This is a genomic window from Mycobacterium sp. AZCC_0083 (assembly GCF_014202335.1).
Classification (GTDB): domain Bacteria; phylum Actinomycetota; class Actinomycetes; order Mycobacteriales; family Mycobacteriaceae; genus Mycobacterium.
Genome location: NZ_JACHGP010000001.1, coordinates 149,848 through 165,686 on the forward strand (window position 1 = coordinate 149,848; position 15,839 = coordinate 165,686).

At 66.4% G+C, this 15,839-nt stretch carries 14 protein-coding genes; 10 read left to right on the forward strand and 4 right to left on the reverse strand.

The genetic code is table 11. The annotated features are described in order from the left end of the window. Nucleotide 1 precedes the first annotated feature (1 nt). From glgX to treZ, 3 genes are read left to right on the forward strand one after another with little or no spacing between them, the layout of a single operon-like run. The gene (glgX, locus tag HNP02_RS00725) at nt 2–2,131 is read left to right on the forward strand and encodes a glycogen debranching protein GlgX (RefSeq protein WP_184433090.1); all 2,130 of its coding nucleotides are present in this window, start codon (nt 2–4) and stop codon (nt 2,129–2,131) included. A gap of 17 nt (nt 2,132–2,148) precedes the next feature. Beyond that, complete coding sequence (treY, locus tag HNP02_RS00730; RefSeq protein WP_184434852.1) at nt 2,149–4,437, forward strand: malto-oligosyltrehalose synthase; 2,289 nt, start codon at nt 2,149–2,151, stop codon at nt 4,435–4,437. Beyond that, nucleotides 4,430–6,196, forward strand: a complete 1,767-nt coding sequence (treZ, locus tag HNP02_RS00735; protein WP_184433111.1) for a malto-oligosyltrehalose trehalohydrolase — start codon at nt 4,430–4,432, stop codon at nt 6,194–6,196. The genes treY and treZ overlap by 8 nt, the downstream gene beginning before the upstream one ends. A gap of 12 nt (nt 6,197–6,208) precedes the next feature. Here the strand turns inward: treZ and HNP02_RS00740 are convergent, their stop codons facing one another. From HNP02_RS00740 to HNP02_RS00750, 3 genes are read right to left on the reverse strand one after another with little or no spacing between them, the layout of a single operon-like run. Next, nucleotides 6,209–7,123 carry a tetratricopeptide repeat protein gene (locus HNP02_RS00740; RefSeq protein WP_184433115.1) on the reverse strand — a complete coding sequence of 305 codons (915 nt, stop codon included), beginning with the start codon at nt 7,121–7,123 and terminating at the stop codon, nt 6,209–6,211. A 4-nt stretch (nt 7,124–7,127) separates the two neighbouring features. Continuing rightward, on the reverse strand, nt 7,128–8,411 hold the full coding sequence (gene ilvA / locus HNP02_RS00745; protein ID WP_184433118.1) for a threonine ammonia-lyase IlvA: 1,284 nt from the start codon (nt 8,409–8,411) through the stop codon (nt 7,128–7,130). 42 nt (nt 8,412–8,453) lie between these two features. Further along, entirely contained in the window at nt 8,454–8,891 is a 438-nt protein-coding gene (locus HNP02_RS00750) for a nitroreductase family deazaflavin-dependent oxidoreductase (protein WP_184433121.1), read from the reverse strand. Between the two features lie 90 nt (nt 8,892–8,981). On the opposite strand from HNP02_RS00750, the gene HNP02_RS00755 reads away from it, so the two are divergent. Beyond that, nucleotides 8,982–9,203, forward strand: a complete 222-nt coding sequence (locus HNP02_RS00755) for a hypothetical protein (RefSeq protein WP_184433124.1) — start codon at nt 8,982–8,984, stop codon at nt 9,201–9,203. Here the strand turns inward: HNP02_RS00755 and HNP02_RS00760 are convergent. After that, complete coding sequence (locus HNP02_RS00760; RefSeq protein ID WP_309241346.1) at nt 9,200–9,592, reverse strand: SRPBCC family protein; 393 nt, start codon at nt 9,590–9,592, stop codon at nt 9,200–9,202. The two genes, HNP02_RS00755 and HNP02_RS00760, sit on opposite strands and share 4 nt — an antisense overlap. A 29-nt stretch (nt 9,593–9,621) precedes the next feature. Here HNP02_RS00760 and HNP02_RS00765 point away from each other — a divergent pair, with 29 nt between their 5' ends. The 6 genes from HNP02_RS00765 to HNP02_RS00790 all read left to right on the forward strand — a co-directional run bounded on the left by HNP02_RS00765 (nt 9,622) and on the right by HNP02_RS00790 (nt 15,835). Further along, nucleotides 9,622–10,365, forward strand: coding sequence for a hypothetical protein (locus HNP02_RS00765; protein WP_255506084.1), 744 nt, complete (start codon nt 9,622–9,624; stop codon nt 10,363–10,365). Nucleotides 10,366–10,383: 18 nt separating this feature from the next. Then, nucleotides 10,384–11,169, forward strand: a complete 786-nt coding sequence (locus tag HNP02_RS00770) for a DUF6498-containing protein (protein WP_184433127.1) — start codon at nt 10,384–10,386, stop codon at nt 11,167–11,169. A 63-nt stretch (nt 11,170–11,232) separates the two neighbouring features. Further along, nucleotides 11,233–12,066, forward strand: coding sequence for a class I SAM-dependent methyltransferase (locus HNP02_RS00775; protein WP_184433130.1), 834 nt, complete (start codon nt 11,233–11,235; stop codon nt 12,064–12,066). 239 nt (nt 12,067–12,305) lie between these two features. Then, nucleotides 12,306–13,913, forward strand: a complete 1,608-nt coding sequence (locus HNP02_RS00780; RefSeq protein WP_184433133.1) for an ABC transporter substrate-binding protein — start codon at nt 12,306–12,308, stop codon at nt 13,911–13,913. After that, nucleotides 13,910–14,854 (forward strand): ABC transporter permease, encoded by a 945-nt coding sequence (locus tag HNP02_RS00785; RefSeq protein WP_184433136.1) that lies wholly within the window; start codon nt 13,910–13,912, stop codon nt 14,852–14,854. Before HNP02_RS00780 ends, HNP02_RS00785 begins: the two co-directional genes overlap by 4 nt. Beyond that, entirely contained in the window at nt 14,855–15,835 is a 981-nt protein-coding gene (locus HNP02_RS00790; protein ID WP_184433139.1) for an ABC transporter permease, read from the forward strand. Nucleotides 15,836–15,839 lie beyond the last annotated feature (4 nt).

The window sequence follows — 15,839 nt, forward strand, 5'->3', positions numbered from 1 at the left end:
GATGGTCACGACCGTCTGGCCGGGTACCCCGTATCCACTCGGAGCCACGTACGACGGTGCGGGCACCAACTTCTCGCTGTTCTCCGAGGCAGCCGAGAAGGTCGAGTTGTGCCTGATCGCCAAGGACGGCACCGAGGAACGCATCCCCCTCGACGAGGTCGACGGCTACGTGTGGCACAGCTACCTGCCTACCGTCACGCCAGGGCAGCGCTACGGTTTTCGGGTCCACGGGCCGTGGGACCCCTCTGCCGGTCACCGGTGCGATCCGAGCAAGCTGCTGCTCGATCCCTACGGCAAGTCCTTCCACGGCGCGTTCGAGTTCACCCAGGCGCTGTTCTCCTACGACCTGGAGGCCGACGACCTCGCCTCGGGCGGCACCCCGCCGATGGTGGACTCGCTCGGGCACACCATGACAAGCGTCGTCATCAACCCGTTCTTCAACTGGGCCTCCGACCGGTCGCCCAACACGCCGTACCACGAGACGGTGATCTACGAGGCGCACGTCAAGGGCTTGACCCAGACCCATCCTGGTATCCCCGAGGCGCAACGCGGAACCTACGCCGGACTGTCGCATCCCGTGATCATCGAGCACCTCAAGTCGCTCGGCGTGACGGCCATCGAGCTGATGCCGGTGCATCAGTTCCTGCACGATCACCGGCTGCTCGATCTGGGGCTGCGAAACTACTGGGGCTACAACACGTTCGGGTTCTTCGCGCCGCACTATCAATACGCCGCCAACCAGAGCGCCGGTGGCGCCGTCGCCGAGTTCAAGACCATGGTGCGGTCGTTCCACGAGGCGGGCATCGAGGTGATCCTCGACGTGGTCTACAACCACACCGCCGAGGGCAACCACCTGGGCCCCACCATCAACTTCCGCGGCATCGACAACGCCGCCTACTACCGCTTGCTCGACGGAGACGAGAAGCTCTACAAGGACTTCACCGGTACCGGCAACAGCCTCAACGCCCGGCATCCGCACACACTGCAGCTGATCATGGACTCGTTGCGGTACTGGGTGCTCGAGATGCACGTCGACGGGTTCCGCTTCGACCTGGCGTCCACGCTCGCCCGTGAGTTGCACGACGTCGACCGATTGAGTGCGTTCTTCGATCTGGTGCAGCAGGACCCGGTGGTCAGCCAGGTGAAGCTGATCGCCGAACCGTGGGACATCGGCGAGGGCGGATATCAGGTCGGCAACTTCCCCGGTTTGTGGACCGAGTGGAACGGGAAGTACCGAGACACCGTGCGCGACTACTGGCGGGGAGAACCCGCAACCCTAGGTGAATTCGCGTCCCGTCTCACCGGGTCGTCGGACCTCTACGAGGCGACGGGCCGTCGGCCGGGCGCCAGCATCAACTTCGTCACGTGCCACGACGGCTTCACGCTGAACGACCTGGTGTCCTACAACGAGAAGCACAACGACGCCAACGGCGAGGACAACCGCGACGGCGAGAGCCACAACCGGTCGTGGAACTGCGGGATCGAGGGGCCGACCGACGATCCGGAGATCCTTTCCCTGCGCGCACGCCAGATGCGCAACGTCTTGGCCACCCTGATGCTGTCGCAGGGCACCCCGATGATCAGCCACGGCGACGAGATCGGCCGCACCCAGGACGGCAACAACAACGTCTACTGTCAGGACTCCGAACTGTCCTGGATGGACTGGTCGTTGGCCGAGAAGAACGCCGACCTGGTCGAGTTCACTAGCAAGACCGTCGCCCTGCGCAAGAAACACCCCGTCTTCCGGAGACGCCGCTTCTTCGAGGGCAAGCCGATCCGCACCGGTGATCAAGTCCGCGACATCGCGTGGCTGACCCCGGCAGGCGAGGAGATGACACCGGAGGACTGGGGCCGGGCGCTGGACAAGTGCGTTGCGGTGTTCCTCAACGGCAAGGCCATCCCCGAGCCGGATGCGCGCGGTGAGCCGGTGGTCGACGACTCGTTCCTGCTGTGCTTCAACGCCCACGGCAAGACGATCGACTTCGTCACTCCCGCAGGCGATTACGCCAACGAATGGACCGCTGTGCTGGACACGTCGAACCCTGCTGGAGACACCGACCTGGTGATCAGCGCCGACGAGAAGATCACCGTGCAGCCCCGTTCGGTGCTCGTACTCAAGAAGTCGGCCTAGAGAGCGCCTGCATGCCCATGGCTCGCCCCGTCGTGTCCACGTACCGGTTGCAGATGCGCGGCGACCGGTTCACCTTCGCCGACGCCGAGAAAGTGCTGGACTACCTCGACGACCTCGGCGTCGGTCACCTGTACCTGTCGCCGATCCTGACCGCCGCCGAGGGTTCGACGCACGGTTACGACGTCGTCGATCCCACCACGGTGTCGGCCGCGCTCGGCGGTGCCGACGGCCTGGCCCGGCTGTCGCGCGCGGCGCGGGCGCGTGGCATGGGCCTGGTCGTGGACATCGTGCCCAACCACGTCGGCGTCGACGACCCGCGGCAGAACCCGTGGTGGTGGGACGTGCTCACCCACGGCGGCGAATCGTCGTTCGCCTCGTACTTCGACATCGACTGGACGCTCGACGCCGATGGCCGAATCGTGTTGCCCGTCCTCGGTTCCGACGACGACGTCGAGTCCCTCACCGTCAACGGTGACGTGCTGCGGCTCGGCTCCCGCGCGTGGCCCATCGCCCCTGGCACGGGTGCGGGTAGCGGCCCCGCCGTGCACGACCGCCAGCACTACCGGCTGGTCGGCTGGCGCCACAACGTGTGCGGCTACCGTCGGTTCTTCTCCATCACCTCGCTGGCCGCATTGCGCCAGGAAGACCGTGCCGTGTTCGACGCCACCCACGTCGAGGTGGCGCGCTGGTTCGCCGAGGACCTGGTCGACGGCGTCCGCATCGATCACCCCGACGGGCTGTCGAATCCGGCCGGCTATCTGGAGTGGCTGCGGGAGATCACCGGGCCCGACGCATGGATCGTGATCGAGAAGATCCTCGCCGTCGACGAACCGCTGGAGCCGACGTTGCCCGTCGCCGGGACCACCGGCTACGACGCGCTGCGCGAGATCGGCGGCCTGTTCGTCGATCCCACGGGTAAGACTGCGCTGACCGAGCTCGTCGACTCCTGGGGCACCGCTTACGCCGAGACGCCCGAGCTCGCCCACGAGCTCAAGGTCGACGCCGTGACCAACACACTGCACAGCGAGTTGGGCCGCCTGTGCAGGGCGATCGTCGCGGCCGCCGGTACTGATCACCCGGACCTCGCCGCGGCGGTCGCCGCGTTGATCAGTCACGTCGGCGTGTACCGCTCCGACTACCTGTCGTTGGCGTCGGTGCTGCCGGTGGCGCTGGCCGAGACCGCGGTCGAGACACCACGATTCGCCGAACCACTGGCCATCGTGGCCGCCGCGGTGTCGGTCGGCGAGGAGGCGGCGGTACGCCTGCAGCAGCTGTGCGGCGCGGCCACCGCAAAGTCCAAGGAGGACTGCCTCTTCTATCGCGATGCACGGCTGGTGTCGCTCAACGAGGTGGGCGGCGAGCCCGAGTGGTTCGGCGTCGGAGGCGCGGAGTTCCACGACCGCGCCGACGTCCGGGCACGGTTGTGGCCGTCGACGATGACGGCGCTGTCCACCCACGACACCAAGCGCGGCGAGGACGTCCGCGCCCGCGTCGGCGTGTTGTCGCAGGTGCCGTCGCTGTGGGGCGAGCTCATTGGAAAGTGGATGCGGCTGACGCCGCCACCCGACACCACCACGGCACTGTTTCTGTGGCAGAACGCGTTCGGCGTCTGGCCAGTCGACGGTGCGGTCACCGATGACCTTCGCGGCCGACTGCACGCCTACACCGAGAAGGCAATCCGCGAGGCCGCCGCCCACACCACGTGGAACGATCCGGACCACGATTTCGAGTCCGCCGTGCATACCTGGCTCGACGAGGTGATCGATGGGCCGGTGGCCGCGGAGCTGACCTCGTTGGTGGCCCGGCTCGACGCTCACGGGCACAGTGACGCCCTGGGTCAAAAGCTGGTGCAGCTCATCGCCCCTGGGGTGCCCGACGTCTACCAGGGCACCGAACTGTGGGACGACAGCCTCGTCGACCCCGACAACCGCAGGCCGATCGACTTCGGCGCACATCGCGAGGCGCTGCGCGCCATGACCGACCCCAAGATCCGGATCGTCGCCACGGCATTGCGGTTGCGCCGCGAGCGGCCCGATACGTTCGCCTCGGGTGGCCATCGGCCAGTACTGGCCAGCGGAGAGGCGCGCGAGCACGTGGTTGCGTTCCAGCGCGGGGACGACGTCGTGGTGGCGGTGAGCCGGTGGACGGTCCGGCTGGCCGACACCGGCTGGCGCGACACGTCTTTGGCGCTGCCTGCCGGCGACTGGACCGACCGGCTCACGGGACTGCGGTTCTCGGGGCGGGTCGAGCTGGCCGACCTGTGCGCGGACCTGCCGGTGGCCTTGCTGGAGAAGACACGTGCCTGATCACCTCCTTCCCCGTCGCTTCGCTCGCCCTGACCACGAATTCGCCGTCTGGGCCCCGCGACCCGACCGGGTGCGGCTCGACGTCGACGGCACACTGCACGCGATGACGCGATCGGACGACGGCTGGTGGCGCACGGTGGTCGATGTGCGTCCGGACGCGAGGTACGGCTTCGTCCTGGATGACGACCAAACGGTGATCCCCGATCCCCGCTCCCCCCGTCAGCCCGACGGCGTGCACGACCGCTCACAGCTGTGGGACGCGTCGACGGCGACGTGGACCGACGCCGGCTGGCGTGGCCGGTCCATCGAAGGTGCGGTGCTCTACGAGCTGCACATCGGGACCTTCACCGCGGCAGGCACGTTCGATGCCGCGATCGACAGGCTCGACTACCTTGCCGATCTCGGCGTTGACTTCGTCGAGCTCATGCCCGTCAACGCGTTCAGCGGCACACACGGCTGGGGTTACGACGGCGTGCTCTGGTACGCCGTGCACGAGCCCTACGGCGGCCCTGACGGCCTGGTGCGCTTCGTGGACGCCTGCCACGACCGCGGCCTCGGCGTGTTGATCGATGTGGTGTTCAACCACCTCGGCCCTTCCGGAAACTACCTCCCCCGGTTCGGGCCGTACCTGTCCACCGGCAGCAACCCGTGGGGCGAGTCGATCAACATCGCCGACGCCGGTTCCGACGAGGTGCGCAACTACATCATCGAATGCGCACTGCGCTGGATGCGCGACTTCCACGCCGACGGGCTGCGCCTCGACGCCACCCACGCGTTGGTCGACACCACGGCCGTGCACATCTTGGAGGAGCTGTCGGGCGAAACCGATTCTCTGGCGGACGAGTTGGGAAGGCCGCTGTCATTGATCGCCGAGAGCGACCGCAACGACCCGCGGCTGATCACGCCGCGCGATCACGGCGGATTGGGCATGACCGCGCAGTGGGACGACGACATCCACCACGCCATCCACACCGCCGTCTCCGGCGAGCGTCAGGGGTATTACTCGGATTTCGGCTCGCTGGAGGTACTCGCGACCACGCTGAAGCACGGGTACTTCCACGCAGGCAACTATTCCTCGTTCCGCCGTCGACGGCACGGCCGCCCACTCGACACCGCCACCATTCCCGCCACCCGGCTGCTCGCCTACACCCTGACCCACGATCAGGTGGGCAACCGCGCCGTCGGCGACCGGCCGTCGCAGAACCTGACCTTCGGACAGCTCGCGGTGAAGGCCGCGCTGGTTCTCGGATCTCCTTACACCGCAATGCTCTTCATGGGCGAGGAATGGGGCGCGTCGAGCCCGTTTCAGTTCTTCAGCAGCCACCCCGAGCCGGAGCTCGCCCGAGCCACCGCCGAGGGACGCAAGGCCGAATTCGCCGAGCACGGGTGGGACGCCGACGAGGTGCCCGACCCGCAGGACCCTCGGACCTTCGAGCACTCCAAGCTGGCGTGGGACGAGATCGGCGCAGGCGAGCACGCGCGGCTACACGACGTCTACCGCGGGCTGATCGCCCTTCGGCGCGAAGAACCGGACTTCGCCGACCCCTGGCTGGACCACCTCGGCGTGGACTACGACGAGGATCAGCGCTGGATCGTGTTGCGGCGCGGGTCTTTCGCCATCGCCTGCAATCTCGGCACGGAAGCGGTGTCGGTACCCGTCACCGGTGAGGTGGTGTCGGCTTCCGACGAGCCTGCCGTCGGCTCGGAAGGCACGCGCCTCGTGGGGCATTCGTTCGCGATCCTGCGCGTCGCAGACTGACCGCAGCCCCGGTCATTCCGACCCGTTCTCGCTCTCGCCATCCGATGTCGGATGCAGACGCCTGCGCGCCGCGTCCATCCGCCAGCGCACTAGGTTGATCTTCGCCCGGCGGTGGCCGCCGTCGGCGGCGCGCTCGTACCAGCGCCGTGCGGTGTCCAGATCCGGCGGGTCCATCTGCTCGTGGAGCAGCCATCCGAGGTTGTTCATGGCGTTGTAGTTCCCGGCCTCGGCCGCACGCTCGTACCAGTGCCGTGCCGCATCCAGGTCCGGCGGATCGGTCCAGTGCGAGTAGAGCAGACCGAGGCTGTTCATCGCCTTGCTCTCCCCCGCCTCGGCAGCACGCTCCCACCAATGCCGCGCCGCTTCGTCATCCGGCGGATCCATGAACGCGTGGTGCAGCACTCCAAGGTTGTGCATGGCGTCGCTGTGGCCGGCATCGGCGGCACGCTCCCACCAGCGCCGGGTGGCATCGGGATCGGCTGGGCTGATCAACTCCTGGTACAGGTACGCGAGCCTGAGCATGGCGTCGACGTTCCCCGTCTCGGCGGCACGTTCGTACCACTGGCACGCCTCATCGAGTTCCCGTGGCCTGGCGAGCTCTTCGTGAATCCAGCCGAGCCCGAGCATGGCTTCGCCGCGCCCAGCCTCGGCAGCGCGCTCATACCAACGGCGCCCCGCATCGAGATCGGGCGGATCCATTCGCTCCGCGCAGATGAGCCCGAGGTTGACCATCGCGTCGACGTTCCCCGCATTGGCGGCACGCTCGTACCAGCGGTACGCCGCATCCAGGTCCGGCGGATCCATCCACTGCGAGAACAGCACACCGAGGGCGAACTCGGCGTCGGTGTCGCCCTCGTCGGCCGCCTCCTCGTACTGGCGGCGCAGGTGTTCGAGATCGGGCGTCTCGGAATCCTCGAGATCGTCCATGAAATCAGGTCAGGTAGCGGTACGCCGGTGAACCCGGTTCCAGCGCCTCGACGTGGAGGTCGGACGCCCGCATGCGCTCCATCAGGCCGTCGAAGTCGGCGGCCGAGCCGAGTTCGACGCCGACGAGTGCCTCACCCGTCTCCCGGTTGTTGCGCTTGACGTACTCGAAGAGGGTGACGTCGTCGTTCGGGCCGAGCACCTCGTCGAGGAAGCGGCGCAAGGCGCCGGGCTCCTGCGGGAAGTCCACCAGGAAGTAGTGCTTGAGCCCGAGGTGCACCAGCGAGCGCTCGACCACCTCGTTGTAGCGCGATACGTCGTTGTTGCCGCCCGAGATCAGGCACACCACCGTCGATCCCGGAGCGACGTCGGCCTCGAGGAGCGCGGCGACCGAGAGCGCTCCCGCCGGCTCGGCGATGATGCCCTCGTTCTGGTACAGGTCGAGCATCGCCGAGCACACTGCGCCCTCGTCGACCGTGGTGATCGACACCATGTCACCGGCAGCGGCCAGGGCGGCGTAGGGCAGCACACCCGCCTTTGCGACCGCCGCGCCGTCGACGAACTGATCGACGTGGTCGAGTGTGACCGGCTCACCGTTGGCCAGCGCGGCGACCATCGCGGCCGCGCCAGCGGGTTCCACCCCGAGCACCGCGGTACTGGTGGTGCGTTCGGCGAGGTAGGTGGTGATGCCGCTGATGCATCCGCCGCCGCCGACCGGGACGATCACCAGGTCGGGTTCGACGTCGAGTTGATCCAGGATTTCCACGGCGATGGTGCCCTGCCCCGCCATGGTGCGCACGTCGTCGTACGGCGGTACCAGGGTGGCACCGGTGCGGGCGACGTCGTCGAGTGCCGCGGCGGCCGCGACGTCGTAGGTCCTGCCTCCGACGATGAGCTCGATGTACTCGCCGCCGTGGTAGCGGATGCGGTCACGCTTCTGCTTCGGCGTCTTGGCAGGTACGTAGACCCGACCATGGATGCCCATCGACCTGCACGCCAGGGCGAAACCCTGGGCGTGATTGCCCGCCGACGAGCACACCACGCCTGCGGCGATCTCGTCCGGCGTCAGCTGCATCAGCAGGTTGTAGGCACCGCGCAGCTTGTAGGAGCGTACCGCCTGCAGGTCTTCGCGCTTGAGGTAGACGCTGGCACCGGTGACCGCCGACAACCGATCGCTGAGCTGCAGGGGGCTGAGCGCGACGACGCTGGAAATTCGCTCAGCGGCCGCATCGATGTCGGCCGCGGTCAGCGGCGATGACGTGCGGGGGCTCTGGCTCAACTCAGCGGACACCGATCAATGGTGCCACCTCGTGGGCAGCGGGCGGAAACCGGTTTAGCTGACCGGGGTCAGCACGAAGACCGGGATCTGCCGGTCGGTCTTCTTTTGGTAGTCGGCGTAGTCGGGCCAGGCCTCGACCGCACGCTCCCACCACACCGTCTTGTCGTCACCGACGACTTCGCGGGCCTCGTAGTCCTTGGTGACCTCGCCGTCCTGAAGCTCGACCCGCGGGTTCTTCTTGATGTTCCAGTACCAGACGGGGTGCTTGGGCGCCCCGCCGAGCGACGCCACCACGGCGTACTCGCCGTCGTTCTCCACCCGCATGAGTGGCGTCTTGCGGATCTTTCCGGTCTTGGCGCCGACGGTGGTCAGCAGGATGACGCGTTTGCCCTTCAGCTCGGTGCCGTCGGTCCCGCCCGATTTCATGTACGTCTCCGCGTTCTCGCGGGCCCAATCCGACGTGCTTGGTTCGTATTCTCCGGTCAGTGGCATCCGGTCAGTTTATTTCCGGGGGGCACAGGGACGGACCTGATCCAGCGTTTCGGTTGCCCGAACTCTTGGATACGAGCTATCGTTAATCCCATGACGGCCCCCAGCGTCAAGCTAGCGACATCAGGCACCGAAGTGCGGATCGCCGGTGTCCCGTGGCCGGTGTACAAGCTGGTCGCGCTCGGTGTGGGCCTTCTGGTGCTGCTCGTCGTCGGCGTCGTCACCATGAACCCTGGCCCTGCCGTCGTCGCTGCCGCGGCCGCGGGCACCGTGGCCTGGCTGGGCCTTGGCGTGTTCCAGTCCTCGGACGATTAGTCCTCGAGCAGTCCCCGCAACGTCTCGAGGTCCGCTGCCACCGCTGCAGCGTCGGCCTCGAACTCCACGTCCGTGACCCCTGGTCGGCGGCGCAGCGTGAACACCACTTCGCAGCCGGTCTCCCCCGGTCCACCCGGGATCACTCGCATCGGGTTGTAGACCGCCTCACCGGACGGCAGCCGAACCACGTGGTCGAGCACGCCGAGATCGTTTTGCGGCGCAAAGTCGACGACCGCGTCGGACAACGAGGGATCGGCAAGACCCGCCGCCCAGCGCGGCAGCTCAGCCGGATCCGATGCGAGCGCGTACACCGCGTCGGGAGTGGCGTCGATCCAGACGCCGATGTGGCGGGACTTGCCCAGGAAACTGTCAGTCGTGTCGTCATCCACAGATCAATCGTCGCGCACACACTTGGCTGATGGACAACACGCCTGAACAACCCGCTACCGAGGAGTTCCTCAAGCGAGCGGAGCGGCTGGCCCACGAGGCGGAACACCACGTGCCGTCGTGGCTGCGGCCCGGCGCCCCGGAGAGCCGCCTGCCCGTGCTCGTCGCACTGGTCACCACCATGGCCCTACAACTGGCGATCTCGCACAGTTACATACTCGTTCCACGGTGGCCTCTGATCGCCATGGAACTGTTGTTGCTAGCCGTTCTGATCTGGCTGAACCCGATCCGGCTGACCCGGTCGACCACGCTCGGGAAGTACGCGAGTTGGATTCTGCTGGGGGCGATCACCGTCGACAACACGCTCTCGGCGATCGTGCTGGACACGCACATCTTGTCCGGCCAGGTCAGCAACGACGCCAGTCTTCTGCTGGGCAGCGGCGCGGCGATCTTCGTCACCAACATCATCGTGTTCGGCATCTGGTACTGGGAACTGGACCGTGGCGGCCCATTCGCGCGGCGGGCAGGCGTCACGCCCTACCCGGACTTCATGTTCCCGCAGATGGACCCGGACACCGCGAAGCTCGTGAAGCCGGGCTGGCGCCCGACGTTCATCGACTATTTCTATGTCAGCCTGACGAACTCGATGGCCTTCTCCCCCACCGACACCATGCCGCTGGCCCGCTGGGCCAAGGTGATGATGTCCGTGCAGAGCCTCGTCGCGGTTACCACCATTGCGCTCGTAATCGCAAGGGCCGTGAACGTTTTGGGCTAGCCGTGCGACGATGACGCGATGCCCCGAGCCGTTCATCTGCTAACGCTGCTGGCCGTGAACGCGATTCCTGCGGCCGGCTGGTTCGTCGGCGAATGGTCAGCAGGCACGACGCTGGTGGTCTACTGGTTCGAGAACGTGGCCGTGTGCCTGTTCGTGGCGGCACGGATCATCGTCAATCAGCGCACGAGCCCACGTCGTGGACACTTCAAGTACCAGACACCGAAATCGCCCACGCGCGGCTCGCAGACCTCATTCGTCAATGGATTCCTGGTGACGAGCCTGGCCTTCTCTGCGGCACACGGCGTGTTTCTCGGAGTCATCCTGTTCGTGCTCGACCACAACAACATGAAAAATGGCCAAGGGGGCTTCGCAGCTGTCGACTGGTACCAGGTCCGAAACGGGTGCATCGGCGTTTTCGTCGTCCTCGCCATCGAATTCGCGGTGGACCTGCCAGGGCTTCGCCGGTGGACGTTCTGGCAGATCGAGCAGACCGCGAATCGCAGCCTCGGTCGAATCGCCGTCGTGCACCTCACGCTCGTGCTCGGCATGTTCGGCGCCGTCATGACCGACGCGTCCGCGTTGTTCGGGGTCTTCATCGTCCTCAAGACCCTGAACGCGCTGAGCATGGCCCTGCCCCAGTGGGAGCCGACCTCGGCGCCCAAGTGGCTCAGCCGAGTGATGAACCGCCTACCCAACGCGCACCCTGGAGATGAGTTCGAGGACATGTGGGCCAAGGAGCGCGCCGACGAAGCTGAACGGCGGAGCAGAAACGAACAGCCGTGGACGGCCTCTCGCCGCTCGTAATCGCAAGGGCGGTGAACGTTTTGGGCAAAACGTTCAGCGGAGAAAATGGAGTATGTTGCCGTCATGGGCATCACGACGTCGACACTCACACCCATCGAACAGACCGCTTTCCTCACCGAGTACGCGCGGGCTCTGGACAGCCGTTCGCCGAGACCCATCCTCGGCGACACCTTGGCCGGCGAAGTGGTCGGCAAGATCGACTACGACTTCGTGGGGCTGGGCGTGCAGAACAGCGTGGTCCTGCAGACCGCCCTCCGGGCCAAGATGCTCGACGACCGGGTGCGCCGTTTCGTCGCCGCGCACCCAGATGCCGTGATGGTCGATCTGGGCGGCGGACTCGACAGCGGGCTCTACCGCGTCGGCCCCCCACCGTCGGTCGACTGGTACAACGTGGACCTGCCTGGCATCAGCGCATTGCGCGACGAGGTCCTGCCTGCCAACCCGCAGTCGCATTCGGTGCCGGTGTCACTGACCGACGGGCACTGGCCCGACGCCATCCCCGCCGACCGCCCGACCATGCTGATCGCCGACGGACTGTTCGCCTTCCTGACCGAGCCGGTGATCGCCGGCATCTTCCGGCGCATCACCGAGCACTTCGGATCCGGCGAGCTCGCCTTCAACGACTACGGCGGGATCGGGTGGTTCAGCCGCGCGGCGATCAAGGTCTTTCCGCAGAAGATGTTCAAGGACGTCGGAAGCCAGTGGGGTTATGCCGGCTTCAAGGACGCGCATCACCCGGAGACGTGGAATCCACGGATGGTCCTCGTCGAGGAGGCCAGCCTCACCGACGCGCCAGAGGTCGATCTCTTCCCACGCTGGATCCGGGTGCCCACCAAGCTGATGGGCAAGACCAAGTCCGGCGCCCGCAAGGCCCGGATCCTGCGGTACGCGTTCTAACCGCTGCCGAGATCCCGGACATCCCAGGGGAATTGGGTATCGAGTCGAGCCGAACGGTCGACAAGCACTAACGGCCGGACCTCAAGTCGCCGACCAATGAGAATCTCAAGAAGGCGGATGAATAAATTCCTCATTCGTCTTGCGAACCATGTGGGCGTCACGTATACATGATCCATACGCCAAGGATTCAACGACGATCCGAGGCCTCGACTAACGCCCGGTCACCACAGGGAGGTCCGGTGGGCGCTCTCAGTAGGCGGAGCTTCATAACCGCCAGTGCCGCAGTAGCAGGAGCTGCAGTCTCGTCGGCGATCCTCAGCGGATGCGGCAATCCAACTGCACTGCCCAACTCGGCAAACGAGGTTCGGCCGGGTGCGGCCGGGACACCGAGCCGCGGTGGAATCCTTTACTTCGGCTTGTCGACCGACCCCGCAAACTTCGATCCGCACGTCTCGACTGGCGCGGCGTCGGATTACCTGCGCCAGCTCGCCTACAACAGCCTGCTGCAGTTCGACTCGAACGGTGAAATCATCGGGGACCTCGCCGAGGAGTACGGGTTCACCGACCCCCGAACGTATGTCGTGCGCCTGCGCCAAGGTGTGACGTTCCACGACGGCTCTCCGCTGACCGCCGACGACGTCGTGTTCTCCATCCGGCGCATGCAGGACAAGGCAACGGCCGCCTCGTCGGCTCCCCTGCTCGCCGATATCGTCGAGGTGGTCGCCAGGGACCCGCGGACCGTCGAAATGCGCCTCGCCGAACCCGATGTGGCGTTGCCGTTCGCGCTCGCCCTGCCGCCGACGCTGATCGTCAGCAAGCGCTGGATCGAATCGGGCGCCAACCCGAAGACAACCGTGATGGGTACGGGCCCGTTCCGCCTCGTCGAGCGGATCCCCGGCGTCGCGACGACGTACGAGAGGTTCGACTCCTACTTCGAACCGGACCTGCCGTATCTCAACGGGATCGTCTTCCAGCCGATGGGCGACGACTATGCCAGGGTGACCGCCCTGCGTGCGGCGACCGTGGACATGATCGACTATGTACCGGCCACGCATGTGGACGTCATTCAGCGAAATCCACAGCTGCAGTTCGCCTCCGACAAGAACTTCGGGTTCGGCTACGTCGGCTTCGATCTGGCGCAGAAGCCGTTCGACGACGTACGGGTCCGCAAGGCCGTCGCGATGTCGATCGACCGGGATGCGGTGCTGGACACCGCATTCCTTGGTCACGGCGTTGCGATGAACGGTTCCCTGATGCCGCAGGACTTCGCACCGTACGCCACCAAGTTCGCCGGGGCGATGCCCTACGATCCCGATCAAGCGCGTTCTCTGCTTCGTCAGGCGGGAGTCGAGGGCCTGCGGGCCCCGATGGTCACCACCAGCTCGTACTCGGTCATCTTCCGGCCTGCCCAGGCGATGTTGCCGTCGCTGCGGTCGTCAGGGCTGGACATCGATCTGGTGCCGCAGGAGTGGCTCACCTTCCGTGCGAGCGTGACCAACAAGGAGTTCCCGGTCCATGCCTGGGGCACGGCGCCGAAATTCGGCGACCCGGCGTCGCTAGCGGACTTCCTCGGCAGCACAGGCGTTCTCGCGAAGACCTTCTCGTTCTCCGACCCGGAGATCGACCGGTTGCTGAGCGAGGGCAAGAAGACAGCCGACCCGGCCTTGCGGATGGAGATCTACGCCGACATCGAGCGGCGAACATTGGACCTGGTCCCGTTCACCTACACCGTGCGCCGCGAGCAGGGAGAGGCCTTCCACACCTACGTCAAGGGCTACGCGCATCCCCCAAAGGGAGCCTGGACCGGGACGGCCCTACGGCGCACCTGGTTGGAGCGAAGCCAATGAGCCAGTACGTGATTCGCCGGCTAGGGCTTGCCGCCGTGCAGCTGGCCGTCGTCGGCACCATCGTCTTCTTCCTCATCCGCCTCATCCCGGGCGATCCCGCAAGGGCCTCGCTCGGGGAGTCGGCCACCGAGGAGCAGGTGGCCGCCGCGCGTCAGGCGATGCGCCTCAACGAGCCGCTGATGGGTCAGTTCTTCGGCTTCTGGGGAAGGCTGCTCAAAGGTGACCTCGGCACCTCGCTGATCTCAGGACGCCCGGTCATGCAGGACCTGCCATCGCGGCTGGCGAACTCGCTGGAGCTGGTCTTGCTGGCACTCGCGATCGCCGTGCTGATCGGTGTGCTTCTCGGCCGGATTGCCGCTACGCACGCCGATCGACCTGCGGACCATCTTCTGGTGGGGGGTTCGATATTCGGCATCTCACTGCCGGTCTTCGTGATCGGGACATTGCTGCTGCTGGTATTCACCTTCTGGATCCCGATTCTGCCGCCGCGGCGGTTCGTCACGCCGTGGGCGGATCCCCTTGGGCACTTACAGATTCTGATCTTGCCGGTGATCACGTTGGCAGGGGCCGCCTGCGCGGTAATCACCCGGATGACAAGGGCGGCAATGTTGGAGACCCTGTCCGCCGACTACGTGCGCACCGCCCGCGCCAAGGGCGTCGCCGAGAAGATGGTGGTCAGGAGGCACGCGCTGCGGACGGCGCTGGTGCCGGTGGTGGCGGTCACCACCGTCGAGCTGACCACACTGATCGGCGGCACCGTCCTCGTGGAGACGATCTTCGGCTGGCCGGGCATCAGTTCGCTGCTGATGAACGCGGTGGGGCAGCGCGACTATCCGGTCATCCAGGCGGTCGTGCTCGCCACGGCCACCGTCGTCATCCTGGTCAACCTGATCGGCGACATGGTCGTGCGGACACTCGACCCCCGGACAACGGAGAGCTAGATGACCCTCACCGACGGCATCCTCACCGACACGCCCGTCCAGGCTCCGCCTGTTCGCCCAAAGAACATCTGGCGCCGTGCCTTACGCAATCGGCGCACGGCGATCGCAGGTGGTTTCCTCGTGCTGGCCACCCTCGTCGCGCTATTGGCGCCACTCATCGCACCGTACGACTACCGGGACATGGTCGGGCTGCCACTGAGTCCCGACGGTCTGCTCGGCACCGACGACTTCGGCCGCGATGTGTTCTCCCGGTTGCTGATCGCCCTGCGAACCACACTGTCGGTGGCCATCAGCTCGGTCATCATCGCGGCGGTGATCGGCGTTGCCCTCGGACTGATCGCCGGCTACGCCGGACGCATCGTTGGCACGGTGATCATGCGGGCCATCGACATCCTGCTCAGCTTTCCGCCGGTGGTGCTCGCCATCGCCGCCGTGGCAATACTCGGCGACGAGCTCGTCAACGTCGTCCTGGTGATCGGTGTGCTCTACATCCCGCGGTTCACCAGGATCGTGTACAGCCAGGTGCTGGCGCTGCGGCACGTCGAGTACGTCGAAGCGGCCCAGATCATGGGCGCATCGACCCCGAACATCCTGCTGCGCACCATCCTTCCGAATGTCTCCGCTCCGATCATCGTGCAGGTGAGCCTGTCGGTGAGCTTTGCGATCCAGCTCGAGGCGGGCCTGAGTTTCCTCGGTCTCGGTGCGCAGCCGCCACTGCCGTCGCTGGGCTCGATGGTCGGCACCGGTCGAGACTTCCTCGAGGTGCAGCCCTCGCTGTTGATCTACCCGTCGATCGTGATCGTCGCGGTCGTGTTGGCACTCAACGTCTTCGGCGACGGACTGCGCGACCTGCTCGATCCGCGAAAGCGCGGAGCACTCTCGGGGCGAGCGGAGCGACGGGGGAATTTCTACTCGGGGCGAGCGGAGCGACGGGGGAATTTCTACTCCGGGCTAGCAAAGCGACGGGGGAATGTCCGATGACCCG

Excerpts from the sequence above, each read along its gene's own strand:
- glgX (WP_184433090.1), top strand. The coding sequence starts at position 2 with ATGGTCACGACCGTCTGGCCGGGTACCCCGTATCCACTCGGAGCCACG.
- treY (WP_184434852.1), top strand. The coding sequence starts at position 2,149 with ATGGCTCGCCCCGTCGTGTCCACGTACCGGTTGCAGATGCGCGGCGAC.
- HNP02_RS00740 (WP_184433115.1), bottom strand. The coding sequence starts at position 7,123 with ATGGACGATCTCGAGGATTCCGAGACGCCCGATCTCGAACACCTGCGC.
- HNP02_RS00750 (WP_184433121.1), bottom strand. The coding sequence starts at position 8,891 with ATGCCACTGACCGGAGAATACGAACCAAGCACGTCGGATTGGGCCCGC.
- HNP02_RS00755 (WP_184433124.1), top strand. The coding sequence starts at position 8,982 with ATGACGGCCCCCAGCGTCAAGCTAGCGACATCAGGCACCGAAGTGCGG.
- HNP02_RS00765 (WP_255506084.1), top strand. The coding sequence starts at position 9,622 with ATGGACAACACGCCTGAACAACCCGCTACCGAGGAGTTCCTCAAGCGA.
- HNP02_RS00770 (WP_184433127.1), top strand. The coding sequence starts at position 10,384 with ATGCCCCGAGCCGTTCATCTGCTAACGCTGCTGGCCGTGAACGCGATT.
- HNP02_RS00775 (WP_184433130.1), top strand. The coding sequence starts at position 11,233 with ATGGGCATCACGACGTCGACACTCACACCCATCGAACAGACCGCTTTC.
- HNP02_RS00785 (WP_184433136.1), top strand. The coding sequence starts at position 13,910 with ATGAGCCAGTACGTGATTCGCCGGCTAGGGCTTGCCGCCGTGCAGCTG.
- HNP02_RS00790 (WP_184433139.1), top strand. The coding sequence starts at position 14,855 with ATGACCCTCACCGACGGCATCCTCACCGACACGCCCGTCCAGGCTCCG.